Origin of the sequence: Paenibacillus sp. FSL R5-0749 (assembly GCF_038595085.1) — a bacterium.
Lineage (GTDB): Bacteria > Bacillota > Bacilli > Paenibacillales > Paenibacillaceae > Paenibacillus.
Genome location: NZ_CP152005.1, coordinates 3,590,746 through 3,617,084, shown reverse-complemented (window position 1 = coordinate 3,617,084; position 26,339 = coordinate 3,590,746). Strand labels below are relative to the sequence as shown.

Genomic DNA, 26,339 nt, shown 5'->3' with positions numbered 1-26,339 from the left:
AGCCGACTTGAACAATTTTGAGACTCCGCTTGAACGAATAAGCAGTGCTCCAATATGCAAAAAACGCCCTCATGTGCTGCCTTTCGGCGAAGCTCACGAGAGCATGGATCATTCGAAGCCGCAGCTCCTCTTCTATAATCGATGTACAGGCAAGGTAACGATGGCCTCTGCGCCCTGATCGGCCGGAACGAAATGAATGCCGAAGTCCGGTCCATAATACAAACGAATCCGTTTATTGACGTTATTCAGTCCGATTCCGCTCCCCCCAACAGTGGATTTGGGCGATTCTCCCTTAGCCAGCTTTTCGTTTAACTTTAAGATGCTCTCTGCATCCATTCCGACGCCGGAATCGGTGACCCTCAGCATCAGACGTTCCTGGTTGACTGAGGCCGTAATTCCAATCTGAATGGCAAAATCTTCACTCTGTCTGCCGGAAGCAATGGAATTTTCCAGCAGCGGTTGCAGGATAAAACGTGGCACCTGACAATCCATCCACTCTTCATCCACGTCCATTGTAAATGTAATATTATTGTTGAATCGCATATTAATGATCTTCAGATAATTGTCCAGATACGACAGTTCGTCCCGCAGAGAACACATGGAGTCTTTGCTGGAGAATACGGGGCGCAATATATTGCCCAGTGCTACAATCGTATTTACGATGTTGTCCGCCTTCACAATGACAGCCATCCAGCGGATCATGTTCAAGGTGTTATACAGAAAATGCGGATTAATCTGATACTGCAATGCCTCCAGTTCCAGCTCCCTCTTTTTCTCCTGAATCTCATTGTTTTTGTCCACCAGTTCTACCATGCTGAGCGACATCTCATTAAAGCGGCGAATGACCGTGCCCAGCTCATTATTCGGAACGTGATCGACGGTAACCCCGAGTTCACCGCGGCTCATGTCTTTCATTTTGCTAGACAATTGGTTGAGGGGTTTAATGATTTTGCGAAGCCAGAAATAGGAGGCTATGAATATCGCAAGCACACTAATCGTGAACACGAGTACAAGCATTCGTTGAACGCCCAGAATCTGGTCTGCGTATTGACTGAGCGGAATTTCCTTCAGCAGGTACCACCCGCCGTCATGGAGTTTGTAATATACAACCTGCATGCTGCGTCCGGCTTTTTCGTCATCCAGGCTTCCGTAGGCCCCGTCCGTCAATTCCGCTCCCGGTATGAAGTGGCTCTGCGTCCCTACCCGATCCGCCTCACTTGCCGAAATGATTGTTCCGTCAGCGCTGGCGATATACATATCGCCTTCTTCACTATTGAGCGCCGTAGCGTAGATGGATGATAGATACCGTTCATCGATATTAAAAATCAGGGTGGCGCTTGTGGTTGGATCATAGATGGCACGCGTGCCACGCATCAGGCTGATCAGGTAACCATCGTCCTCTCCGGTCAGATACGGATTGTAGAATGATTTTTTGATCCCGGAATGCATAACCAGATGAGGATACTGTTCGAGCGTTTGACGGAAGGGCTCGGAAGTAAAGAAACTCTGCTGCCATGCGTCCCGATCGTAAACGAGCGTACGCTTCTGACTGCCTCCTACTGCCCCGAGATTATCCGCCGTAATATAAATCGAGTCAATATAGTTGTAGTTGTCGATGAAATCGGCAATGACCCGCTGCACGTCGTTTTTCGATTCGAGAAATTCCTCTTCCGTTTTCTCTGAAATTTTGTACAAAAACTGCTGAATGTGATCATCCCGCAGAAAAAGCATGGATAGGCGATCGATCTCTTTCACCAGGCCGCCTATGTTATGGTCAAGCTGTTGGAATTGCTGGTAGAGCAACCGTTCGTTCTGGATTTTGATCATGTTCTGCATAAAGGAATAAATAAAATAAGAAGCCCCCGCCAGTACGGCGAGGCTGATGACCATAATATACAGAATAAGCTGTGTTCGGAGCTGTCTGGAGACAAACAGGGATTTGACGGATGTTCTCATTCATGTCACCCTCTGTCTTTGAGCGTCGTTTGGCGCCGGTATTCGTTCGGATTAAGACCCGTGATTCTTTTGAATACCTTGCTAAAATACGTATACTCGGGCGAAAAGCCGACCAGAGCCGGCACATCGGAAGAGCGCAGTTGATTTTGGGCAAGCAGGTCCTTGGCGCGTTCAATCCGATAACGGTTCACATAATCAATATAAGTGATCTGCAGCTCTCTCCGGAACAGGTTGCTGAGATACCCCATGCTTAGACCTACATGGTCTGCAACCATCTGGAGGCTGATGTTTTCGGTATAATGACGTTTGATATACTCAATGGCGCGGGTAATCTCATCACTCATTTGTAAGCGCTTGCGAATTAAATCAACCAACGTGTCAATATAGATAACGACCTGGTCAAGCATATCCGGCATCGTGTCACAGATTTCCAACTGTTCGGTCATGCTAAGCAGCAGCGTTTTTTCATTGTTATGATCATATACATTCGTATTAATCCATTGCACAAACTGGTAGATCGTGATCTCCATTGATTTTCGCTCTTCGTTCATGCCGCGTTCAATCTCATCCAGGAATTCGTCGTATTCTTTCTGTTTGAGCGAAGGAAGCAATTCCCGAAGAGGTGTATGGCTTCGAAGCCGTTCAAGTCGTTCAAGCACGCCCGAATGGTTTGCACGCCCTATTCCTTGATGATGTTGTCCGGGGCCGGTGATGAATTTACGCTGTAACGCGCGTTGTGCCTCGGCATATTGTCTCGGCAGCGAGTCATATCCCCCGTTGATGCTGCTGATCCCGAACGAAACAGTACTGTTGAAATAATGACGGATCGTATCCTGAACATGTTCGAGCAACTGCCGAAGTTCCTGCACGATGGATTGTTCGGACAGTATATCGGCATAATGCAATACAAGCGCGTAATGCCGATCGTTGATCTGAACCGCCTCTCCCCGTTTATAACCGGACGTAATCTCGCTTAAAATGTTTAACAGCGACATCTTGACCAAGTGGCCGTGTTCATCCCGAAAACGTTCCTTGAGCGAGGCATATCGATCCACTTCCATTACGCACACGACGAGACGAACGGGCGAAAGGCGTAGACCGCTCTCCGAGACGAATCTGGCGAATTCCTGCGTTGAGAAGATGCGATAGAACATAAAATCTTTAAACATCTTTTCCTTCACAAGCTCCATATCCGGAGACGCCGTCCCTGTCTTTTGCGATTGGGGTGGGATATGCTGCTGATCCAGCTCTTCCCTGACCCCTGTTAGTACGTGCTCAATCTCTTCTTCGGTCATGGTTAGTTTAAGAATATAACTGGACACATCCAGTGTCAGTGCTTTGCGAGCCAATTCAAATTCTTCCAGACATGACAGCACAATGACGCGTGTATGTTTGTCTTGCTTGCGGATGTTGGAGATCAGCTCCATTCCATCCATTCTGGGCATACTGATATCGGTAATGACCACGTCGGGTTTCTCGCGCTCATAATAATCCCATGCGGCCAGGCCATCCGGGAAATCGGCCGTAACCTCCAAGCCGAATTTACTCCATTCGACGGAATTTTTCAGTCCGATGCGAACGAGCATTTCATCCTCTACGATCATCACCTTATACATGCATTAGACCCCCTTCAAAATCAAAATCCAGTCATTCCCTCTTCCGCTGGTTGGGGCTGCAAAACGTTTAATGCCTTGATTCGGTATTGTAGAATCTGAATCTGAAGAAACCTTGGTTGTATCTCCTGTTCTGGGGCAAAACCACATGGCATTTGTTTTCTTGCCCTCAATATACCCCATGACGACATCGACGTACAAGCCATTGGGTAGATAAATGTAAGCGTTATATTTACTCTGCGCAGCTACGGCATGATTTGCGCCTGCACGGTTCTGATGAATCAGATTCGAATTGGGTCTCCAATCCGGGCCCAGCTCCCCTTCGAGTAATGCACGCGCATGGCGCATCTGCTCCGCACCAGGACGATGCAGTGCTTCCCGCCAGGACATAATGAAATAATCCCCTTGGCTGTTCGATTCAATGAGATCATGCGGACCTTGGTACATTGACCATATGGAATGGTGTCCATACGTATGACCCAGCGCACCGGCAAATAAAGCGTAATACGCAGCTTTCCTCACATCCGCTGCATCGAAATAACCTTGTTCCCCCCGAAATCCGACAGGAATATCCTCGTAACATGGCTCGGCATCCAGCGTGGGTTTCGCCGGCTTACGTTCATAATCTTGCTGCACACGTCTATCATTGGTAATCTCCCGCTCCCCGTGTCCGGATTGAATCATGTTGAAATCAAGCCACGGCTCATCATGCAGTTGGCGAGAAGATGACTCGCATCCCGGTGGATGGAACGTCATTAGTTGCCGGGCACCGCCTTGTTTCAGCCCCTGTGCCATGGACGTGACAATTGCGAAATGACGCTTTGTCTCCAGAGGACGGTCTCCCCCCAGTACCCAGATAATCTGAGGATATTCAGCGTATCGCTCTCCCAGCCATTTTCCGTAATCAAAGGCCGTTTCCGGTGAAAATACTTCTGGGCCTTTCCCCCACTTCCTGTTGAACTTGTCACCCCAAGTCGGGAGCAGTGCAACATACAGACCCAGATTGCCTGCAAGTTGAAGCATAGCGTCTACATGATCCCAATAGGAATAAGGTCCATCGGTATCCGGACGGATTGGTTCAGGTTGACCGTTCTCGTCCATATGAAAAGGCAGTCTGCCTTGAGCATTGCCCGTTGTGGTACCGCTGAACTCGGCCAGCAGCACTGTTTGAATGACCGTGAAACGCTGGTTGGCCCTTGTACGAAGGTACAGTTCAGTGTCTTCCCGGTTCAAACGATGCAGAAGTTCCCAAGCCGTGTCACCAAGCCAGAAAAAAGGGACTCCTTCCGACGTTTCCAGATAGCGACCGGTGTCGGAAACCTGAAGCGCAGTGATGGTAGAGTATGGATTAGTTGACATGTTATTGGACCCTCCCTATTTTTACAGTTCCATGGGCATTGCTATGACGATCATTTTCATGTTTCTGACGAAACACTCTCTAATAAAAGCATAAAATGCACATTTGTATTCGTAAAGGGCCTTTACCAAGCAGAATCGTTCAACCCGGCTTCGTTTTGTTCAACCTCAGCCGTTATTTTTTCAACTGTATCCATGGATAATTCAAATCTGACTTATATTGTAAACGCTATCATTTTAAGTGCCGCAAGTCGACTGTCTTAAACCACCTCATGGAGTAGCCCTTGCGGTAAACCATAAAAAAGGAGAGCTGAAATGAAAAGTAGATCCGGTCGTTTAGCTTCACGATGGGCAATTCCGTTCCTTATATCCACCATGCTCGCTTCGTTTGTTCCCGCTCCTTCCCTCATTTATGCGGATCAGAACGAGAGCCAGAATCTGAACCGTACCAGCCACACAATTACGATGGATACGAGTGATGTGATTCAGGATGATTTTCTCGGCGTCGGCGTCAACACCATTCCTACGGCCCTCATGCCCGGGCAAACTCAATACGGTTATTCGGAAGCCCACTGGGAGGTAGACAACAAGCGAATTCAGACCATTCAGCCCAAGGTGGCCAGAGTGTGGTTTCAGATCGACTGGATGGAACCCGCGAAAGGAACCTATACATGGGACAGTGCAAAAATGAAAGCTTTCTACAAATATCTCGACGCCTTCAAGGCTGCCGGAACCGAAATTGAGCTAAACTTTGGTTGGAAAGTCGGATCGACTGTGCATGACTGGTTCACAATACCGGGCATTGATCCATGGACGAGTGCGCCAGCTGATTTGGATGCTTATGCCGCTTCTGCCTCTGCCCTGCTGGAGGAATTGATACTGAACCGCGGTTACGACAACGTGAAATATCTGACGTTTTATAACGAACCGAACGGCAGTTGGGACTTTGAGGCTCCCGGTGACCAGAAAGCCTATTATGCCGAAATGGTGAATAAAACGAGTGCCAGGCTGACTGTGGATGGTCTGCGCGATCTGATCGAAATCTGGGGTCCTGAAGAGACGGGCGCTCCGGCCTGGATTGAGTACATGAAGCAATATGCGGATGACGCCATCGATGGATACAGCTTCCATGTATATGGAGAATCGTATGAAGGGCTCGGCAGCGCCTTTGCGCTGCGGAAAGGGTATGTTGGCGACAAGCCGCTACACCTGACCGAATTCGGCTGGGCAGATGATCAGGCGAGCAATTGGGATGCGGGATATGCGAACTCGGTCATCCAAACCGCCAATATGGGTGTGAAATCAGCCCTCATGTGGCAGTTAAACGGGGTTTGGACCAATGATCCTACCGGCGGAACGAACGGCACATATACGATGTGGGATGCGCTTGTTCTGGGGCTGATCCCTCGCAAAACATTTTATATCGCAGGCATGCTGAACCGTTATATTCCCGAGCATAGCGAGGTTCTGGCTGTGGACACGGGCGGTTCGAACGATGTACGCGCTGCGGCGTTCAGAGATGACGACGGCAATTATACCGTGCTTGTGGAGACCAAAGCCGGCACGGAAAAAGAAATCAAGCTTGATTTTGGCGATACTGCGGTGAATCAAACGTTCCGCAAATTTGTATACAAGAACGATATTGTTCAAGAAGCCAACGCGGTTCTTCCTCCGGTTGCAGCAACTTTTCCAGGAGGGACTTCATTGACGGACAGCAACGTGGATGGAGATTACAATGTAATCATTTACACAACCCGGCCTGCCGAGACCCAGATCAAGCTGGATGAAGTTAATCCTACGGTTCGCTCAGGTGACTCCATCACGCTTGGGGCAGAAGTAATCGATAATACCGGAAGTGTGACCTGGAGCGTGGTCGGACAGAACAACGGCACCATTAACAGCAGCAGCGGCGTATATCAGGCACCTCAGGTGACGGATGAAACGCTGATTGCGGTTCGTGCGACCAGTACGGCCGATCCATCGGCATATGGCGTCGCCCTCGTACGCGTTCTGCCTTCGTCACAGGCGGGTAAAGTTGAAGTGCCAACATTCAGCCTGGATTGGCACATATTCCCTAGCTCCGAGATGCTCTATTTGGAGACAACGACCAGCGGAGCGCAAATTCGGTACACGACAGACGGCAGCGAGCCTACAGCCCAGTCCTCCCTGTATGTGAGGCCCATTGTTCTGAACGAAGGTTCGCTTGCGCTCTACAAAGCCAAAGCATTTAAAGATGGTTTGCAACCATCCGGCACGGTGTCCTCCCTGTATCAGATCGGACAAATCAGCAGCGCCCCGGACGGGTATAAGCTGTGCATGATTGAAAACGGCGGAGAGTGTTATTTTCAGGGTAAAGCGGTCGTTGCTTACGGTGCAGACGGATTATTTAATTATTCCATTCAGGAAAACGGCGTTGCCTGTACAAGTGCCATTCTGGGCGATCCGATTCCGGGCGTAGACAAGCGATGCTTTGTTAACCCCGAGATACCGGATGAGCTTCCTGTGGTCACGTTCTTCAACGCTGGATTTGAAAAACCGGCTACCACATCGGCCAGACCGGGACCCATGACCAACGGATGGGTGTTCGACAGCCGTTCCGGCGTGCAGCATAACAACGGTCCATTCCAGGCTAGTGCTGCACCTCAAGGTGTACAGACAGGTTATCTGAAAACGGATGGTGGCGTCTCCGGCACGATAAGGCAGTCGATCCATTTCAAGCCGGGAACATACCAAATGTCGTTCAAGGCGGCCAAACGCACCAGCTTTGGCGGTACGCAGTCCTTTGACATCTACTTCGATGATCAGGTCATTGGCTCGTTTCGGCCTGAATCCGGTAATTTCCAAACTTTCCGAACAGAGCCCTTCGAGAGCGCTGGGGGCAAACACACGATCAAGTTTTTAGCCACAACGACGGAAGGTGACAATACGGCTTTTATCGATGATGTACGGATTACGTTACCACAGACTCCGGAAGACCCTTATATCACCAATTCGAGCTTTGAGTCACCTGTGGTTACTAATCCGTCGGGCACGGTGAGCGGCATAACTGCTGGATGGAGCTTTAATGATCAGGCGGGGATATTGCGAAGTGGCAGCAGCATGACTTCTACTCCAGCAACTGCCGGGGTTCAGGCTGCATTTGTTCGAATACAAGATGGCGCTCATGGTTCATTTCAACAGTCGCTGACGTTTCCTGCAGGCAGCTACGTCATTAATCTGAAAGCTGCTGCTCAGAATGCAGGGCCAGCTCAACCAGTGCAGATTGAAGTGGATGGGCAAACGGTCGCAACGATTACGCCGTCCGGCAGCACCTATGCATCCTTTACAACGGATTGGTTTACCGTTGAACCTGGCTCGCATACGATCCTATTTTCCGCAACGGGTACAGGCACAGGTGCAACCTTTATTGATCAGGTTTCCATAGAAAAGGTTGCCGTTCCTGACTATGTCGCTCTGCAACATGGCGGATTCGAAAGTCCAACCGTCACGTCCCAGAACGGAGTAGCTGTGGCAAGTGGTGACGGTTGGAGCTTCAAAAACAATGCAGGCCGCATTCGCAATGGCAGTGTGTTCGGTGCTTCCGACGCACCGGAAGGCACGCAAGCTGCGTATTTGCAGACCCTGAATGGCAAGCAGGGCGAGTTCAGCCAATCCCTGATTTTCCCAGCAGGCCACTACGCCATTCAATTTCAGTCTGCGAAGCGGAGCAGTTTTGGGGGGCAACAGTCGTTTGATGTCTACATGGATGATCAGTTGCTCGGTTCATTTATACCGACAAGCGGTGCTTATGCCGAGTTCACCACGAACTCCTTTCAGCTCATCAAGCCGGGAAAACATCAAATCCGGTTTGTGGCAACTTCGGGAACCGGGGACAACACAGCTTTCGTGGATGATATTATGATTACTGCTCTTCCATAGAAACATAAGCACCAATTCATTACCTTCCATTAGGATAAGGAAAATCGTAACCACGCGCTCGGTGAGCTGTATCTTAAATTGTTGGAGGCTATCTAACGATTGGAGGTGCAGTTCATAGCGGGTGGTTTTTGACAATTCCTCACATCCACTCTGTTTGCCTGGTGACGAAGCCGTCGATTGACCTGTTCTATGAAAGAAACTATACTATTCAGCAAAGAAGGTGAGTAGATTGAAACAAATAAGTAGTCGCTTTTCGATGGCCGTCCATATTCTATCCATGATCGCGCTGGACCCGCTTTACAGTACAGGCGATCGAATTGCGCGTAGCATCAATAGTAACCCTGTAGTCATTAGAAGGATCATGGCCCAGCTCAAGAAAGCGGGTTATATCGATACAAAACCAGGAGTTGCAGGGGCCTCTCTTCTGATATCTCCTGAAAAGTTAACGCTACTGGATATCTTCCAAGCAGTCGAATCGGTGGACGGAGACCAGCTTTTCAAAATCCACAAGGATACTGACCCCAATTGTTCTGTAGGAATGAACATTGAATCCATTCTATTACCCCAATTCTCTAATGCCCAGAAGGCTATGGAGGATGAACTCGCTTCTGTTACCCTTGCTCAAATTGTGGAGCAACTACGGATAAAGGCAAATACAAAATAAAGCTGCTCCTCTAATGGAGTAGCTTATTTTGTATGTTTTGATGTTGCACCAATTCAGACAGAAGCTGCCTCAGGCTCAACATATTCAATAAAACTGCCATCTGGATGTTGAACAAAAACGCTTGGACCAATAGGACCATGCTGATCTCTTACGATAAGGGTATTTTGTTTGGTTAATTCTGCCTTTAATTCGTCCATGGAATCGACATACACCACTGCTCGGAGTGATCTAGCAGGTTCCAGCGCCTCAGGACTTCCAGACACAATGACGTAAGGATATACTGTGGCTAAAGATAAGCCTGCCTCGGGAATATTCCACGTACGATCCATAGATCGATTCGCAAGAGATTCATAATATGCAACGGTTACCTCCAATTGCTCGGTAAAAACGGGTATAAAATGATTTATGATTTTCATATGAACCTCCAATTTTGATTTTTTAAATATAACCATAATGGTTATAACTAATTTAGTTATATATAAACATTTTGACTTTGTCAAGCTTTCAAAAAGATCAACACGATCAAAACGTGGTCGATAAAATAAAAAAAGCCGCTCAAAAAGCGACTTTAATGAAAAACACTCTAGAGAAGTTCAAAATGAAGTTGAGTCTCAGGCAAATCAGTAGTTCCTTTCGACTGATTTGCACCGTATCCCAATTCTAGAACCGCAGCAATACGCTCGTTACTCAGTACACCAAACACTTCAGTACGGCTCGATTCGTACATCCAGTCATGCAATGTACAGCGCACACCCAGACTCTGCTCATATGCCAGCAAGCGGAAATTTTGAATTAGGCAGCAGACAGCTGCAAAGTCCTCTTCCTGCTTATGTTGATCTGACTCTGCATTCACCAAGACCAGAAGATACGCAGGTGCTTGCTCCTGTAATCCCTGCAGGATGTCCCCATACGGGTTATCAACAAAGATAAATCGCCACGGTTCTCGGAGTCCATCATTTGGCGCCCATACGGCGTGATTGAGCAACTCAAGGATTAGATCCTGCGATACTGGTTGATCCAAAAATTCACTCGGACCGCCCATGTCTCCTTCCAGATCTGACAATTTCATTTTTACAACCTCCTCTTCTATGTAGACTGCCCTCGTAATACGGTCCACTTTTGCTCGGCTGGTGTTCTTTTCCGACTTCTCGGCACTTTGTCGAAATACCCTATATGAAGAATGCCAACGAATCTTTCATCCTCACGCAGGCCAATTCCTCTGAAAAATCCTTCATGCTGAATCATGGACTCTGTATCCCATAACATTCCTAACCCATGTTCCCAACCCATCAGTTGAAAACTCTGCATCATCCCGCAGGCAGCCGCATAATTGCGGTCATTGGTCAAACGATCCGGCCCTACAGTCGACATAACAATGACGTGTGCAGGAATATCGGTAACTCTCTTTTTGAACACATCCAGAAGTTTTAAGGGAATCAGTTTGCCGAGTTTGCTCTGCGACATCTGTTCGAGCATGCAGTCCACCAACCGTTTGCGCGCTTCTGGAGTTCCGGCATATACCACACGCCACGAGCCAGCCTCACCAAATGGTTGAAGCCGATTAGCCTTACGTAGTAATTCAACAACTAACTCCTGGTCCACCGGCGTAGAGTTACATTTACGAATGCTTCTGCGCTCCCTGATCAATTCCGCCAGACTCAAATGCTTCACTCTCCTTCGTTTGATCTGGATTCAATATTGATGCTACTGTCTTGAAGAAATTGATGAATGACTTTTAGCTCTGTTTCCGAATATTTGTCGAGCGTACGATAGAAGCGTTCAGCCTCATGTACATGCAGACGTTCATGCAATTCAAAGATCTTTTTGCCTTGCGGTGACAACCGGAAATAACTCTCCTTCTTGTTGTCATTCATTTTTGTGCGTTTGACGAATCCTTCTTCCAGCAGTTTGTTGCCAATTTTGGTGATACTTGCTTTGGATAAATTCATCGCCTCGGCAATACCTGTGTTGTTAATAGGCTCATGCTTTCCTATGCAATCTATCATATGAACGGCGGTCAAATGCTGAGGAATGTTCTCGATGCTTTCTCGCTGGGCGACACTTAGGAAATGCTCAATTTCTGTATTCTTGTGGTTCTCATATACATGTAAAAAACGGATAAATTGGTCATGAAGCAATTGTTTTGTTCGATCTTTTGAAGTCATCTTGTGATCGCTCCTTATTTACTTGTAAACAAAAATATTTCTTAAATAGTATGGTGTTTAAGGATAATTAATTTTATTTTGTTTACTAGTGAACAATATAACATGAATGATAATGATTATCAAATAAATTTTCTGACCTTGCAACATCACGCTAAAGTCCGGACAGAGACCTGCCTTAAAAGGAATATCTTATCTTTTTAACCTGCCCATTCCGAACCTGGATTTCCACCCTGGTCAACAAAAATCCGCTAATCTTTTCTGATTAACGGGTTTTTAAAATTCAATCTTTTTACATACAACTGTTGTAGAATCTTATGGCGCGACATTCTTAATCTTTAAAGCTTGCATTTTTTTGTTTCACACGCTCTATGCATTCGTTGTAGCAGCTTCTAACGTCCTATTTTATATGCAGCATCAATATTTGCTTGTTTATTCCATCAAATCTGTTACTGCACCTTTTGAAGCAGAGGAAACTAATTTGGCATATTTGCCGAGTACACCGGATTTTACTTTTACCCGCATACTTGTGCTTCAGGTGATACATGGCCGACTATAAATCCATGCGAACCACCAGAGAATCTGCCGGATGTTATGAGAGCAACTTTCCCACCGAGACCTTTTCCTACAATCATCTAATCGGAAATAGAATCAGCCAGGTATTTTGGTTGTGTCCCAATGCTGTACTGATACTGATAGAAGACGACTAAATAAATCATGTGCTCCAGTAACCGATTTCTCGAAGATCTCCTGAATACACAGCATATTTGCACCTTTTCAGTAGAAGGAAACATATATACGCCAAAGAACAGCACCCTCTGCATCTACAGAATGCTGTTCTTCAAGTAACGTTCTCTAAATATTCTGAACGTTCTTTATATTTACAAAACGTGTACTACAGTTCCATCGTCATAAATGTACTAATCCCATCTAGGATATAATCTGCAAACGGCTCACAATACGTGAAACCAAAACCTTCATACAGCTTGCGAGCTGATCCGTTTGTATCCACGGCTTATGGCTGCTTCAATAATGTGAGCAAGAACATTTCTAGCTACACCTTTGCGCATATGATTCTTAGCTGTTCGCATCGATTTGAGTTCTGCATGCTCTTTGTCCAATTCCTTGATAGCCCCACAGCCAAGCAGCTTTCATCTTCCCATGCACACCAGAAATTAATTCCGGGCTTCTTCAACCCGTCCAGATTAAGGGCATGAACGCTTTCTGGTGGGAAGTCCTCTGCCATTCCTTGCAAATGTTCTGCAATTAATCCAATCACCTGTACCCCACTCAAATCATCTACACGAATATCCATTGTATCCATTCCTGCGTAATGTTAAGTATAAACTACATCCGTTAGCCTTCTGTATTTCACATTACTTACATGACAGAATCGGAACCGTGGGGGTGGTAGTCCCGTCACTGTATCGACCAAATTTAGATGTAATAATATCTGTACTATTTACCTCCAGGCAAACTCCCCAGACGGCGACTGTATGATTTCGAACTCTCTACGTCTGTCAGGGTGAAGCAGCGACCTAGCCTTGGACCAACTCAGGGATAGCCAAACAAATTAATCTGCCTCGTCATGGTTTCATTGGGTTTGCAATTTAGTCCGCAATGTCTGCCCGAGGGTATCTCGCATATTAATCTTTAGCTTCACCGTGGGTGATAGCTGTAGTACCTCGATCTGATCGTCTTTACCTAGTATTCCTGCTGCATCTGTATCCAGTTCCAGTTCAATATACCCCTGATTCTCTAGTGTAGGATCAGACACTGAAAGCTCAATCGTATTCGCCTCCGGATTTTTTCTAATCATGACAGAGGCTTGCTTATTCGAAGTAACGCCATTTACCGAAGTCAGAGTATCCGTCCAGAAATTATACCCGGCAACGTTAAGCGTATTCTCTCGGACCGCCTGAACCGTCTTAGAATTGGCGAGAACGGTGACATCCGGCGAATCGGCGTATTCTTTTGTTTCCTGTTTGCTTGCATTTGGCAAAATCATATATTCATACTGACTGTCAGCAGGATTATTCCCATGATCAATCCACATGGTCAGGAAATAATTCTGTAGCAGTTCGGTAGGTAATGTTGCAGAAGGAGGATTGCTGAGATTAATGTCGGACCATCTTCCCTCTTGAATTTGTCTGGTCAATCTGATCGGTGAATGATTCGGGAAGATATAACCAATGTTCGAACCTATCACATTTCCCTCCAGATAAGCCCATGATGGATTCTCTATCTCTTCATTTACTATGGTCCCATTCAGAACTTCACCATCCACGTAGAAACTGTTTGAATTGTCTTCTCTCAACTTCCGCTGCTCAATGACGGTTTCTACAGGAAGGTTATCTGTGCTTGTAATGCCAGCACCTAGCGCAACAATTTCATTGTCAAAAGCGAACCAGGATTTCCGCGCCTGCATTTGTGTGCCGTTCTGAAGCAGTTCCATGCCTGTAACGCCGAAAGTATCCAACGTTGTGCCGCCCGCCCAGGAATTAAGCGGGACGGTCTCGCCATCCCCATATTGATAATTGCTAGAATTTCTTGTCCGCGAGACAACCGTTGTGCCTGGAAGTCGGCTCCAGTTCACCGTTGCCCAGAAGCTGCCTGTATACTGGGACAGATCCTGGTTGTAGAGATACGTCATCCCGTCACCAGTATACCAGCCTTTAGGATTCTCTCCGTTGGTAAGCTCATAGGTAGCAATACGCTTTGAACTTTTACTGACCCCGAACAGGAAGTCTTCGCCCCGATGTACACTACGAGCCATGCCACTCAACTCATAGTGTGCCTGAACATCGGTGGCAGGAACAATCGCAGGATCCTCCACCCAATCCCTGATCGTATCTGCCAAATCCAGTGGAAACTGATAGTATGATCCCCCCCTACTCAGCTGATACTCTACATGATATTTCACCAAGCTCTTTAATTGAAGCGATAGCTCGGCAGGAGATGTCACTGCAATTCGGGAGATACCTGCCAGAATGTTTCTGCCGGAGTAATAGGCATCTGCTGCCGGCCTGACGATTGCGCGTCCTCTTGTCATATCAATAGCCTGCCCTTTATATAATACAGGAGCAAATCCTTCGTCGATCCACCGATAGACATTACTCATTTCGGGAACAATCGGCTCCCAGGTGCTTCCGTTCAGCAGAAACATCAGGTTCCCGATCCCCTGTATCAGAACCTCCCCATAACTTCCCGTATAGGCTATCGTGCTGTGCTGCACATACGAGCCGTCTTCATAGAAGCCATCGCCTGCAGCTGTGTACTGAAATAGCTCACTCATCCCGTTCCTGGCTTGAATTAGCCGGTCGTAGTTATGTTCGACAAGCCCCATACGGACTTGAATCAGCATGATATCGGAGCGGTTGGCACCTGTCTGTGTAAAAGAAGCGGAAGTGATGTCCCCGATATAATGATCGATGCTTGCCGTATTCCTCAGAATTTGTTCCGGTGTCAACTCGTCATACATCAGGATCAGAATATCGACCAAACGATTGGGAACGCCGATATCCCAGTTCCACCAGTTCCCGAATTCGGTGCCCGTGTCCGTGTACAACTTATCCAGCATCCAGTCCATGGCTTGAAGCAGATCGTCCTTTAGCCCGGAATTATGGTATAGAGATGTTCCTCTTGTCTGATAGGCTAATGCCATTGTCTTCAATCGGGTATAGTGGTTGTTGATAAAAGTAGAATCACTGGCAGAAGCAGGCAGGTCATTCCAGAGCGTTGTGCCTCCCGATGCGAGTTGCATGCTATCCCAGTATTGTTGAGCTGCAGATGCATTGGCCTGAATAATGGTTTGCACTGCTGTTTCATTAACATCCAGAGAATTTTTGCCGATCAGAGTCTCCTTCCAACGCTGCCTGATTTCATCATATTCTTCGGGATTTTCTGGCTGGGGAGCAACCACCTCAAGTGTAACTGAATCTCCCACTCCGTTAACTGTGTTTGCGGACACCGTAGCTGTACCGACGCCAAGTGCCTGTATTTTTCCATCTGCAGCCACACTTACAATTTCCGGGTGATCCGATACCCAGCTTAGCTGTGATTCCGTTGCATTCGCCGGCTCAACATTTGCGATGAGTTGCAGGCTGTCGTATTTGGAAATTTGTGAGGGTGGAGAGGTTATGGCAACAGAGGCGACAGGAATATAGGGAGTAATAATAACGGTAACCTCTGCAGAGATCGTCGGATCGGTTTGTGATACTGCTGTAATCGCCGTCGATCCGACCGATATTCCGGTGATTTCACCAACGGCATTTACGGTGGCAACAGCTGGATTGTTGGAACTCCAGCTCAATGCCTGATTCGTTGTATTCTGGGGATTAAATACAGGCTGCAGAGTTTGCTTGCTTGTTACCGCCAGATTAATTTCATCCGGCAGTATGATGCCGAGCGGCAGCACCGGTTTGGTCACTGACACTGGAACCGCAAGCGAATAATTGCCCTCATAAGTGCTTACATTCACTGTAGTGCTACCTTCTTTGAGCGCATGGACCGTGCCATTAGTCACCGTGGCCACATCAGGGTCATTCGTACTCCAAAGTAAACGCTGGTCGGAAGCATTTTGCGGAAAGGCCGTAACCACTATATTGGTGCTGGCACTCACTGGCAGCTCAAGCTGTGCCACTGAAGTACTGATTCCCGTAATTGGAACGTATTCCGCGAGTTTCAGGTCATCGACCATCCACTCTGCCTGCATCCCACTTTGAAAATACTGATTCAGGTATATATGTCTAATATTCATCCAGACGGAAGGCAGCAAGGCTTCTCCTAAATACTGATCATTCAGGAAATAAGTTATGGAGCGTGCTGAATTGTCTATGAACATTTTTATTTTGTACCATGAATTCTTCTCGTAATGTGTTAGGAACTGGTTGCTGACATCCCTTATTTCTCCCGCAGCATTGAAGGTAAGGGCTGAAATATTGGTAGTGCTTGTAGCGGGGGAAGGCGCATTCAGGCTTCTGAACTGAATCTCCCGGCGATGTGTAGTACTGTTCATATAAACCGACGCTTCAAAAACCAGCTTTCCGGCGATGCCGGAATTGCCAGCTTCCGTTCCGCCCAGATTATTTCTTCCGGTACTCACGTTTTTGGTATTGGAAACGATTTTGAGACTGTAATCCTCGCGCTGGGGAGCATTTTCTATAGTCACATAATCTGTTTCTGCCAAAGAATTATAGATGCCCCAACTTCCGCCGACCGAGCCGCTGTATGTGGAGCCGTTATAGAGCTTTGTATTCTTGGCATTTCCGCTTTCATCATAGTTAACATTTACGTATACGGTGCCAGCGGCGAACGCCGATGGCAAGGCTGTAGGGGGAATGATAAGCGACAGAACCAGCAGCATGATGATCAAACGGAAGAAGAACGATTTAATGAATGGCTGATTATACACTTGCATACCAACCCCTCCAAATTTCTGATTTTGCGTCAAAAGCCTATAAATGCAGCAAACGAAATTCTAGCCGCTTCAAAACATCAGGAAGAATGAACATTTATCGATTTATATCCTTGAACGGAATCAGGCTTTTCCCCCGCTCATACCAATACCCGGGAATCTGCTTTTCCAGACGCATTAGCGCTTCAAGATAAAAATAATCCCCCCAGATCATATAACCATCCAGCCCGTAGCTGCCCCTGACATGATATGATCCATGATCGATAAGGCCTTCCTTTTCCTGCGCCATGCTCATTGAGGACTCGGCTAGTGCCGTCATAGTCACCAAGACCGCATCTTCTAATCGCTGCCTCTGCGGATCGTCAGGTGCTAAATGTTCCAGTAGTTCCAGCATGCCACAAGCTGCAATAGCGGAAGCGGAGCTGTCCCGACTGGTAGAGCCGGTCACGGGAACATCAAAGTCCCAATAAACGATGCCGTCAGCCGGTATTCGTTCTATGAAATAAGCAGCCAGGCGTTTCGAGGTTTCCAGAAAATTGATGTTTCCCGTTTGGCGATAAGACAGAGCAAATCCATAGATGCCCCAAGCCTGTCCACGTGTCCATGTAGACCCGTCACTGTAGCCTTGATGTGTTCCCCCTCTCAGCGAATTTCCGCTTCGGTCAAAATAAAAGGTGTGATAGGACGAGTCGTCTCCCCGCACAAGAAATTTCCTTGACAACTCGGCCTGTCGGACGGCAACCTCCGCATAGCGGGGATTGCCGGTTGCACTGGAAGCCCAGTACAGCAGCGGGAGATTCATTAAACAGTCGATGATGATACGCCCCCCATTCTCCGAATCATCTTCCGGCCCCCAAGCCTGAATGAGCCCAGATGTCTCTCGCCAACGTCCCAGTAGATGATCAGCGGCTTGCAGTGCAAGCAGTTTGTGCCGTTCATCCTCTTCAACGATCCAGCCCGCGAGTGCGGATAATCCATATAGGAAGCCAATGTCATGATGTTCAAGTGCATGTTGGGCCTGAAGCCGGCGATGAAAGCTGGCAATCTGGCTATTAGCCTGCAAACGCAGATATTCGTCACCGCTGTACTCGTAACATAGCCAGACTATGCCGGTCCAGAAGCCTTCGATCCAGTCCTCGTTATCACCCCATTCATAACACTTGTCATTGGAGATATGGGGGAACTTCTGGTTGTACCGGGACAAATTTTGTTTTGTTTTGAGGACTGCATATTCGATGGCCTCATGCCATTTTACGTTCGTTACTAGAGTTTTCTTCACAGTTCTCATCCTTTCACAGAACCGGCAGTAATGCCCGAGATAAAGTATCGTTGGAAGAATAGGAATACAGTGACTACCGGAATAAGTGACAGTACTGTACCTGCCATAATTAATTGGGTCTGCGATGTGAACTCGCCGTTTAGACTGGCCAAGCCGAGCGGCAGTGTCTTAAGGCTATCGCTGGTAAGATAAATAAGTGGAGCCTGAAAATCATTCCACACCCAGGAGAAAGCGAAGATTCCAAGCGTTGCTAACGCCGGCTTGGCCAGCGGCATGATGATTCTCGCAAAGATGCCGAATTCGTTGCAGCCGTCAATCCGCGCCGCCTCAGAGAGTTCCTTCGAGATTCCCGACAAGAACTGGCGCATTAGGAACACGCCATAGGGACTAAAGATTTCCAGCAAGATCAGTGCCCAATGGCTGTCGACAAGGCCTAGCTTCTTAATAACGAAATACTGCGGAATCATAATGACCTGATAAGGGATCATAAAGGCTGCAAAATACATGATGAACAATCGGTTCTTCCCGGGGAAATCCAATCTGGCAAAAGCGTAACCAGCCAGAGAACAGGTAATCAGCTGCCCCAAAGTAACCAGGATAGAGACCTTCAGAGAGTTGAAATAGTATAATGGAAATGGAATACTGGTCCATACCTCGACGTAATTCTCGAAGTGAAATACCTGCGGAATCCACTGTATCGGATACTGGAACACTTCCTCCTGCAACTTGAAGGAGGTGGACAGCATCCACAGAAAGGGTACGATCATAACCAGAGATATTAAGATCATGAACAGATGCGCCAGAGATTTAGGCACTGCTCGACCTAGTAGTTGACCCATCGTTTCTCCCCCTTAAATTGAACATAAGTAATCGCCAGAACGATCAGGAACAGCACGATGGCCTCAGCCGAGGCGTAACCAAATGCGGAATTGCGAAATGATTGAACGAAGATATCATAGACGAGCAGCTTCGTGGAGCGGCCCGGACCACCACCGGTCATGACATACACGAGATCAAATGACTTGAACAGATTAATAATGCAGGTAATGATGACAAAAAACGTCACTGGAGATAACATAGGCAGTGTTATATTGCGGAAGCGCTGCAGGATATTGGCACCGTCAATGTTGGCTGCCTCGTACAGCTCTTTGGAAATTCCCTGCAAGCCGGCCAGGAACAGCAGCATATAGTAGCCAGCCATCTTCCAGGCCGAGACAAGTATAATGCTGAGCAAAGCCCAATTCGAGCTGACCAGCCATCCGGGGGGCTGCTCCATAAATTTGCTGAGGAACATGTTCAGTGGTCCGAGCGTTGGATTGAAAATGGCCTGCCATACCACCGCTACTGCGATAAACGATGCAATATGTGGGAAGAAGAATGCGGCTCTGTAGAGCGACATCCCTTTCATTTTCTGGTTAACAAGCAAGGCCAATGATAGAGATGCAATGATAACGAGCAGGCAGGAGCCAAAGGTGTAGAGCAACGTATTCTGTAAAGCAATTCGAAAGTTCTCGTCCCGCACAAGCCGGAAATAATTATCCAGCCCGTTCCATTTCACCGGATTATACCCGTCCCATTCTGTGAAGCCAAGTCCGAACGCCATCACACTCGGAATAGCAATAAATAGCAAGAACCCTAGCAGATTTGGGAGCAGAAAGAGATAGGCTGTTCTCGCTTGCGGATGCATCATCCTTTGCCACAATGACGTTTTTTTGCTTTTTTCCAACAGGCTGGTTCCCTGTGTCCCTAGTGTGCTTTTATTCAAAGAAGACATTTCATCACTTCCCACTTCTTGATCTATTGAATCTCTTGCTCTCTTCTCTTCTTGATGTTTTCGATTGCTTCCTCAGGTGTCAGCTCGCCCAGCAATGCTAATTCTCCTTCTTCTGTGGCGATCGTGTTCATCTGGGTAATCCCCTTGCGCAGTTCCCGTTCCGGAACAGATATAATATTGAATATGGCATCCATGTTCACCGCATCATTGGTAAAGGTTGCTTTGTACTGATCCTTGACACGATCTGCTGAGGAAGCCGGTGTCTGATATTTTGCCACGATCTGCTGTCCTTCTTCACTGGAAATGAAGCTGATCCACTTCTTGGCTTCTTCGGGATGCTTGGACTCCGAGTTCACGGCATGAACAACGACTGCAGTCATTGTTGTGCCCTTCTGCACTCCCGGCGGATGAGGAACATACGTCATCCCCCAGTTAAAGTTGAGCTTATTGTCCTTCTGATCCTGTTCCAGCATGCCTGGGAACCAGGTTCCAGTAACAACCATGGCATATTTCCCAGTGAGGAAAGCCGTTCTGTAATGTGCATTGGTTGCTTTATTCTCGGCTACGGAAGGCTGCGCACCGCTTTCTGACAGCTCCTTGCGGAGCTTGAGTCCTTCCACATAAGGGGTCAAGTTGTCACTGTAGAGCGAGCTTCCCAGTTGCTGTCCATAGGAGTACCAGGTCTGCGGCCAGTCCGGCATAAAGGAACCGTAAATTTTATCTGTCCCGCTTCCGCTTGTCATCTTCTTGGCTAGTTCAACATATTGCTCCCAAGTCAGGTCATCGCCGGGATATGCAACTCCCGCTTGATCAAAAAGATCTTTATTGTAGTAGAGCGCCCAGCCGTCCGAACGGAATGGCAAGCCGTAAAGTCTATCGTTAATTTTCAGATCGTTAAAAAAGGATTGAACACCGGAAAGCTCTGTGTTGTCAGCAGTCGCAAGATCATCGATTGCCAGCGTGCGCCCCGACGAGGCCAGCTTGTAATATTCTTGTAATATTCATCCAGACTCTTAAAAGCAAAAGCATCAACCTCGCCACCGCCTGTCAGCGTTACGGTTAGACGTTCGCTGTAGGTGTTTGCATCACTTTTGGTAAAATCAATGGTGATGCCCGGGTTCTTCGCTTCGAACGCTTGAGCCAGTTCATCATACATCCGCTCTGAGGCGCTGTCGTTCCATAGCATGAACTTGATGGCTACTGCTTGCTTCGAAGTTGATGAATTCACTGTCGTATTATCCATTGTGCTCGATCCGCATCCGGCCAGTATTACTGCACTGGTCATAATTCCAATCAAAGGTTTAAACCAATTTCTCATGTAGTCCCCTCCAAGTTCGAATGTGTGAGTATTTCTTACTTGACGTAACTATAATAGAGTTCTAAACTTTTGTCTTTGCACAAATCTCAGCACAATTGTTGAGTTATTCATATTTTTGATAGCGCTTTCCGTTAACTTAGTGTAAGTAAATATATCTTATATATAACATTTGAAAAGAAAAAAAAGGGGGGGTTCCCCTTGGTTAGTCAATTATTCAGTTTTGTGTTCTGTTTTACAGATCCCCGCGGTATTCTGAGGGCGTTTTTCCTGTCATTTTTTTGAATACCCGTGAGAAATGACTGAGATTATGCAGACCTACCTGCTCTGCAATCTCCTGTATGCTTCCTTCCCTGCGCCTGAGCAGCTCTTTTGCCTTTTCCACCCGAAAGCCAGCTACGAAGGACATAGGCGTCTCTCCAGTCTGTTCCTTAAACAGCGTGGAGAAATAATTTGGATTCAAATGAACAGCACCGGCCAAGCGCCCAAGCGTTATCTTCTCTGGATAATGTTGCTGCACATAGCGGATCGCCGATTCTACATCTATGGTCACCGAACGTTCATTATCCTGCATAACGGTCCTTAAGGCAGCTGACATACGCTCCATGAATTGTCTGGCGGTTGTACAGGAATGGGCAAGGCTGATGGTTTCCCCCCAAGCTGCAATATGCTCACGATGAAAATATCTGCCGGGAATATTCCGCGTGAGCAGCATCGTTAGCGCCTGAACCAGCCGCTTAGGATGAACGCTACGCCACTCGGCGTCCTGCATCAACTGATCTAAATAATCCATGATGGCATTCGCATTGCCGCCCGCCAGCAAAGCAATCAGATTTTCCTCCTGTTCAGCCTGAAGTACCGTGACGGACATTTGATATATACGCTTGTGCTCATACTCGACCATATGGTTCCAGCCCGTATAGAATAAGTCCGCCTGCAATTCCTCAGCTTCACGGTATGCCTTCTCCCACTCGTTCGGTCCGGCTACTCTGGAACTGATCAGTATGCCCGTATCTTCATAGCGCTCTAGCAGCAAGTGCGGCGCTTCAATCTCGTCCTCGAGAATCAGATGCAGTCGCTGCTCGGTGTCAACGAACAATCGCCTCTCCGCAATGACGGCCGGATAGGGAAACCACTCCAGCCAAGCGTGAATATCCGTCTGCCCCCATATTTCCCGATCTATCAGCATAATAATCCATCTCCAGCCTGCGCACTCCCGCGCACTTAACCTGAACTGTTTCAGCCAGGCGGATGGAGACTGAAGCTCAAGGATCCGGACTTCAGGCCGTGATGCTACCAGTAAACTGGCCCCCCCGCGTTGCTCGGAAAGCTTCTTGTGAAAGGTATCATATAGCCGCTCTAGGCAGTGTTCAACCTCTCCAGATGATAGATTAAGTTTGTCCAAATACTCAAACACACCGTAGCGTATGCCTTGCCTAGCGAGTCCAAAGTCGGTATGACTGCTAAGTATACAAATCAGCACTGTCGGTGATATCTCGCGGATACAGCCGATCAGTTCCAGCCCGTCCATTCCCGGCATGCGAATATCCGTAATCACAACATCCGGCTGTAGCTGGATGAACATTTCGAGTGCGTCTCTTCCATTACTTGCCTGGCCCGCAATCTCAAATCCGTAATGCTCCCAGGGTACTGTTCTTAGCAGCGCCTCTCTAATTAGCCACTCATCTTCTACCAGCATCGTTCGAATGGAAATGTTTTCGCCTCCTTATGAACACAACTTTTTCTAGATTATTGTCGCTTCGGCAGCGATATCTCCACCTGAGCGCCGGATCCTGGAGAGCTTTCGAATTGCAAGGTTCCTGCTCCACCGAAATACAGGGCAATGCGTTGCTGAATATTGGACAACCCAATACCGGAATATGTTTGCATCTTCTCTATGTTCTTCACTTCTACGGTCGCTTCGAGTGGACGACTGGCTGTACCGGCTCCGTTGTCGGATACGGTGATGGTGAAGGTGTCGGATATATCATAAGCCTGTATCCAGATATGAATGGCCGCCTCGCCGTACATACCGTGATAGATACTGTTCTCCACCAGCGGCTGCAAAGTAAAGCGGGGAATGTGCTGCCCAAGCAGTGCGTCTGGTACATCAATCAGGACATGAATGCGGTCCGGGTAGCGAATCCGCATAATGGTCAGGTAATGCTGCAGTGCATCCAGTTCCTCTTCAACAGTCACGAGCGGGTTCTCCGGATATATTTTTGATGATAGAAAGTATCCCAGAGCATGGACGACCTCACGGATCTGCTCCATCTGTCCGTGTAACGCCAGCCCACTGATCACCGCCAGTGTATTCTTAATCATATGGGGCTGAATTTGCGATTGCAGTGTTTGCAACTCTAGCTCTAGCTTCTGTCGCTGCTCCATCTCCATACGCTCATGCAATTCCTTCAAATCGGAGGTCATGCTTAGGAATGAACGCTGGAGCATATCAAGCTCAGGATCGGTGCGAATCAGCGGAACATGCGTCCATTCTCCTGACCCGATCCTTCTCATGACACGGACCATCTGCTTAATCGGCCGCAGAATTCGGCCGGTGAACAAGTGTCCGAGTAGGATGGAAAGTAATGCGCAGAGTCCGATGACCACTAACAGAATGTTGCGGATTTGTCCAAGTTCGGACAGGAAATTCTGATAGGGAATCTCCTTGACGACGACCCAATCATTCAGAAGCTTGGCGGATATATAGAGAGAATTATCCATGTTCTTACCCTGATTCAGTACGGTGGTGACTTTACCGTAATCCGCTGAGACCGCTTCTTGGAGGATTGCAACAGGCGCGGTTGCTTTTGGGGGAGAATATACCAGCGACCCATCCGTTTTCGCGATGATAAACTGGTTATTTGAAGCAAGATCGTCTACCAAGGCCGCCACAGAACTCGAAATCATTATCTTCCCCCACTCTGTGCCGGTCTCTATATCCGTATATCCGGCCTCATAAGTGAGCATAGGCTCAGTCGCGCTTGACGGATCGAACGCCAGATGCGGAGTTACCCACACGAACCGTTCGCTGCTTCCGGCTTGCAAAACTTTTTTGAACTCCGCCTTGCTGTCGAGATAGTCGACTAGCCTGCTGCCGTCCGCCCCCCAACTTGTGAACACTTTACGGTTATAGCCGTAAATTAGGATGGAGGGCGTTTTTTCGAATTTGGAAAAGACTAGTTTGCTCATCAATTGATTGAACATATCCCATTCCTTGATGTACCGCTTTAGATCGTCTGGTGAAGATTCTGGATCAAGCATCTGGCGGACGCTTTCCTCCTGCCCGAACGATCCAGCAAGCATCTGGTACATGGACAGCTCACTGTTTAGAGAGGCAACTGTCTGTTCGAGTAAACGAGACTGGATTTCCATAGCCTGGTGAATGATTGTACGTTTGGAGGCATTATAACCAGCCCAGCCGATAACAATCATGGGAAGCACACCAAAGAGCAGCAAGATCAAGATAAATTTGGATCGCAGGGTCCATCTGGTAATTTTTGAACTCACAACCTCCCACCCCCTGTAATACCGAGAAGTTTTTCTGTTAATCCGTGATGATTGAGTAAATAAATTTAAGTATGTGTTATATGAGCGTGGACTTCAAGGTAAAAAGAAGGAAATGTATCAGCAATGAGAAGAACGCATTTAGCCATCTTGGGACAAGAACTTGTAACAATAAAATAAAATAAACAAAGCCGCTAAAATAGCGACTTTGTTTAGTCTTACGTACATATTAAGGATTTTAGTCTAGCTCGAACACGAGTGTATGTGAGCCAGTTGCGATTCTACCCATTTTTTATTCGTATATGGTTTGCAGGCCCCGCTATTCTATTCAGTGGCTACCCCAAGCGCTTTGTTCCGCTCTTTAAACCTCTCGTTATGTGACGATACATAAGCCATTCTCGGCGCTTCGGGATCTAAATATTGTTTGGCGCTGTTAAGGGCTAGAGCTGCATCGGTGAATGCCCCTGCAATCAGGTTGAGCTTGCTGTCGTAATTGGCAAAGTCGCCTGCCCCGAAAATGCCCGGCAAGTTGGTCTCAAGTTTTGGGCTAACAAATATGTTCCAGTCATCCATATCCAGTCCCCAATCCTTAATCCCTGTAAAATCGGATTTCAGTCCGTGGTTGACAATGACCTCGTCAACTTCTAGCTCGTGCGAGTCCCCTGATTCGATGTGGGCAATCGTCACCCGTTCAATTGCCTTTCCATTGCCGCTATATAATTGCGTAACTTCATATGGCGTAAGCACATCGGCGGAGGACTCCTTCATTCGAACAACGTTTTTTTCGTGTCCGCCAAAGTGGTCCCGTCGATGTACGACCGTCACCTGAGCAGCGATGGACACCAGCTCGTTCGCCCAATCGACAGCGGAATTTCCCCCTCCCGAAATAAGTACTCGTTTTCCTCTAAAAGGCTCCAGTTCCTGCACCGTATAATGCAGATTGGACACCTCGTAGCGCTCAGCCCCTTCCAGTTCCAGCTTAGCCATTCGCAGAATGCCGCGACCAATCGCCAGAATGACTGTGCGTGTCCAGTGTTTCTCCCCTGTTGCCGCCTCCAGAATGTAAGTCGAATCCGCTTGTTTCTCCAATCCGACAATGTGCTGGCCGAATACAATCGTTGGGTCGAACGTTTTTGCCTGCTCCGATAATTGGGTGATTAACTTCTCGCATAGGATTGGGGTAAATCCTCCAACATCCCAGATCATTTTCTCGGGATAAATGAGCATCCGCCCTCCCAGCTCGTCTTTCGCTTCTATTAACTTCGTCTTCAAATCACGCATTCCACTGTAAAAAGCAGTATACATTCCCGCAGGACCACCGCCGATAATTGTCACATCGTATAATTCAAGCTGCTCGTTCAATTGAAGTCCTCCTCCTG

General features: G+C 47.6%; 18 protein-coding genes and 2 pseudogenes. 2 read left to right on the top strand and 18 right to left on the bottom strand.

What is annotated here, in order from left to right:
* Positions 1 to 132: 132 nt before the first annotated feature.
* The 3 genes from MKY85_RS15935 to MKY85_RS15925 are packed head-to-tail and all read right to left on the bottom strand — an operon-like array spanning position 133 to position 4,928.
* Positions 133 to 1,956: a sensor histidine kinase gene (locus tag MKY85_RS15935; protein ID WP_342570037.1), complete on the bottom strand. Its 1,824-nt coding sequence runs from the start codon at positions 1,954 to 1,956 to the stop codon at positions 133 to 135.
* A 5-nt stretch (positions 1,957 to 1,961) separates the two neighbouring features.
* Positions 1,962 to 3,572 carry a response regulator gene (locus MKY85_RS15930; RefSeq protein ID WP_342570035.1) on the bottom strand — a complete coding sequence of 537 codons (1,611 nt, stop codon included), beginning with the start codon at positions 3,570 to 3,572 and terminating at the stop codon, positions 1,962 to 1,964.
* A 3-nt stretch (positions 3,573 to 3,575) separates the two neighbouring features.
* Positions 3,576 to 4,928 carry a glycoside hydrolase family 140 protein gene (locus MKY85_RS15925; RefSeq protein ID WP_342570034.1) on the bottom strand — a complete coding sequence of 451 codons (1,353 nt, stop codon included), beginning with the start codon at positions 4,926 to 4,928 and terminating at the stop codon, positions 3,576 to 3,578.
* Between the two features lie 312 nt (positions 4,929 to 5,240).
* Here MKY85_RS15925 and MKY85_RS15920 point away from each other — a divergent pair, with 312 nt between their 5' ends.
* Positions 5,241 to 8,843: an FN3 associated domain-containing protein gene (locus tag MKY85_RS15920; RefSeq protein WP_342570032.1), complete on the top strand. Its 3,603-nt coding sequence runs from the start codon at positions 5,241 to 5,243 to the stop codon at positions 8,841 to 8,843.
* Between the two features lie 220 nt (positions 8,844 to 9,063).
* The gene (locus tag MKY85_RS15915) at positions 9,064 to 9,507 is read left to right on the top strand and encodes an Rrf2 family transcriptional regulator (RefSeq protein WP_339233881.1); all 444 of its coding nucleotides are present in this window, start codon (positions 9,064 to 9,066) and stop codon (positions 9,505 to 9,507) included.
* 53 nt (positions 9,508 to 9,560) lie between these two features.
* Here the strand turns inward: MKY85_RS15915 and MKY85_RS15910 are convergent, their stop codons facing one another.
* The 15 genes and pseudogenes from MKY85_RS15910 to MKY85_RS15840 all read right to left on the bottom strand — a co-directional run bounded on the left by MKY85_RS15910 (position 9,561) and on the right by MKY85_RS15840 (position 26,322).
* Positions 9,561 to 9,923, bottom strand: coding sequence for a VOC family protein (locus MKY85_RS15910; RefSeq protein ID WP_339233879.1), 363 nt, complete (start codon positions 9,921 to 9,923; stop codon positions 9,561 to 9,563).
* A gap of 167 nt (positions 9,924 to 10,090) precedes the next feature.
* Complete coding sequence (locus MKY85_RS15905) at positions 10,091 to 10,576, bottom strand: nitroreductase family protein (RefSeq protein ID WP_342570031.1); 486 nt, start codon at positions 10,574 to 10,576, stop codon at positions 10,091 to 10,093.
* A 17-nt stretch (positions 10,577 to 10,593) separates the two neighbouring features.
* On the bottom strand, positions 10,594 to 11,178 hold the full coding sequence (locus tag MKY85_RS15900) for a nitroreductase (RefSeq protein WP_342570030.1): 585 nt from the start codon (positions 11,176 to 11,178) through the stop codon (positions 10,594 to 10,596).
* Positions 11,175 to 11,672 (bottom strand): MarR family transcriptional regulator, encoded by a 498-nt coding sequence (locus MKY85_RS15895; protein ID WP_339255448.1) that lies wholly within the window; start codon positions 11,670 to 11,672, stop codon positions 11,175 to 11,177. The genes MKY85_RS15900 and MKY85_RS15895 overlap by 4 nt, the downstream gene beginning before the upstream one ends.
* Positions 11,673 to 12,101: 429 nt before the next feature.
* Positions 12,102 to 12,304: pseudogene (locus tag MKY85_RS15890) on the bottom strand (dihydroxy-acid dehydratase); the annotation flags it as partial.
* A gap of 260 nt (positions 12,305 to 12,564) precedes the next feature.
* Positions 12,565 to 12,984: pseudogene (locus tag MKY85_RS15885) on the bottom strand (GNAT family N-acetyltransferase).
* Between the two features lie 279 nt (positions 12,985 to 13,263).
* Positions 13,264 to 17,088, bottom strand: coding sequence for a polysaccharide lyase family 8 super-sandwich domain-containing protein (locus MKY85_RS15880; protein ID WP_339233870.1), 3,825 nt, complete (start codon positions 17,086 to 17,088; stop codon positions 13,264 to 13,266).
* A gap of 94 nt (positions 17,089 to 17,182) precedes the next feature.
* Positions 17,183 to 18,364, bottom strand: a complete 1,182-nt coding sequence (locus MKY85_RS15875) for a glycoside hydrolase family 88 protein (RefSeq protein ID WP_342570028.1) — start codon at positions 18,362 to 18,364, stop codon at positions 17,183 to 17,185.
* Positions 18,365 to 18,369: 5 nt separating this feature from the next.
* A complete protein-coding gene (locus MKY85_RS15870; protein ID WP_145402123.1) occupies positions 18,370 to 19,203 on the bottom strand; it encodes a carbohydrate ABC transporter permease in 834 nt (277 codons plus the stop codon).
* On the bottom strand, positions 19,188 to 20,138 hold the full coding sequence (locus tag MKY85_RS15865; protein ID WP_339233861.1) for a sugar ABC transporter permease: 951 nt from the start codon (positions 20,136 to 20,138) through the stop codon (positions 19,188 to 19,190). Before MKY85_RS15865 ends, MKY85_RS15870 begins: the two co-directional genes overlap by 16 nt.
* Positions 20,139 to 20,161: 23 nt before the next feature.
* On the bottom strand, positions 20,162 to 21,091 hold the full coding sequence (locus MKY85_RS15860) for an extracellular solute-binding protein (RefSeq protein ID WP_342573400.1): 930 nt from the start codon (positions 21,089 to 21,091) through the stop codon (positions 20,162 to 20,164).
* Positions 21,025 to 21,456 carry a hypothetical protein gene (locus MKY85_RS15855; RefSeq protein ID WP_342570027.1) on the bottom strand — a complete coding sequence of 144 codons (432 nt, stop codon included), beginning with the start codon at positions 21,454 to 21,456 and terminating at the stop codon, positions 21,025 to 21,027. Before MKY85_RS15855 ends, MKY85_RS15860 begins: the two co-directional genes overlap by 67 nt.
* 232 nt (positions 21,457 to 21,688) lie before the next feature.
* Entirely contained in the window at positions 21,689 to 23,152 is a 1,464-nt protein-coding gene (locus tag MKY85_RS15850; RefSeq protein ID WP_342570025.1) for a helix-turn-helix domain-containing protein, read from the bottom strand.
* Positions 23,153 to 23,202: 50 nt separating this feature from the next.
* Positions 23,203 to 24,963 (bottom strand): histidine kinase, encoded by a 1,761-nt coding sequence (locus MKY85_RS15845; protein WP_342570023.1) that lies wholly within the window; start codon positions 24,961 to 24,963, stop codon positions 23,203 to 23,205.
* Between the two features lie 321 nt (positions 24,964 to 25,284).
* On the bottom strand, positions 25,285 to 26,322 hold the full coding sequence (locus tag MKY85_RS15840; protein ID WP_342570022.1) for an NAD(P)/FAD-dependent oxidoreductase: 1,038 nt from the start codon (positions 26,320 to 26,322) through the stop codon (positions 25,285 to 25,287).
* Positions 26,323 to 26,339: the final 17 nt, after the last annotated feature.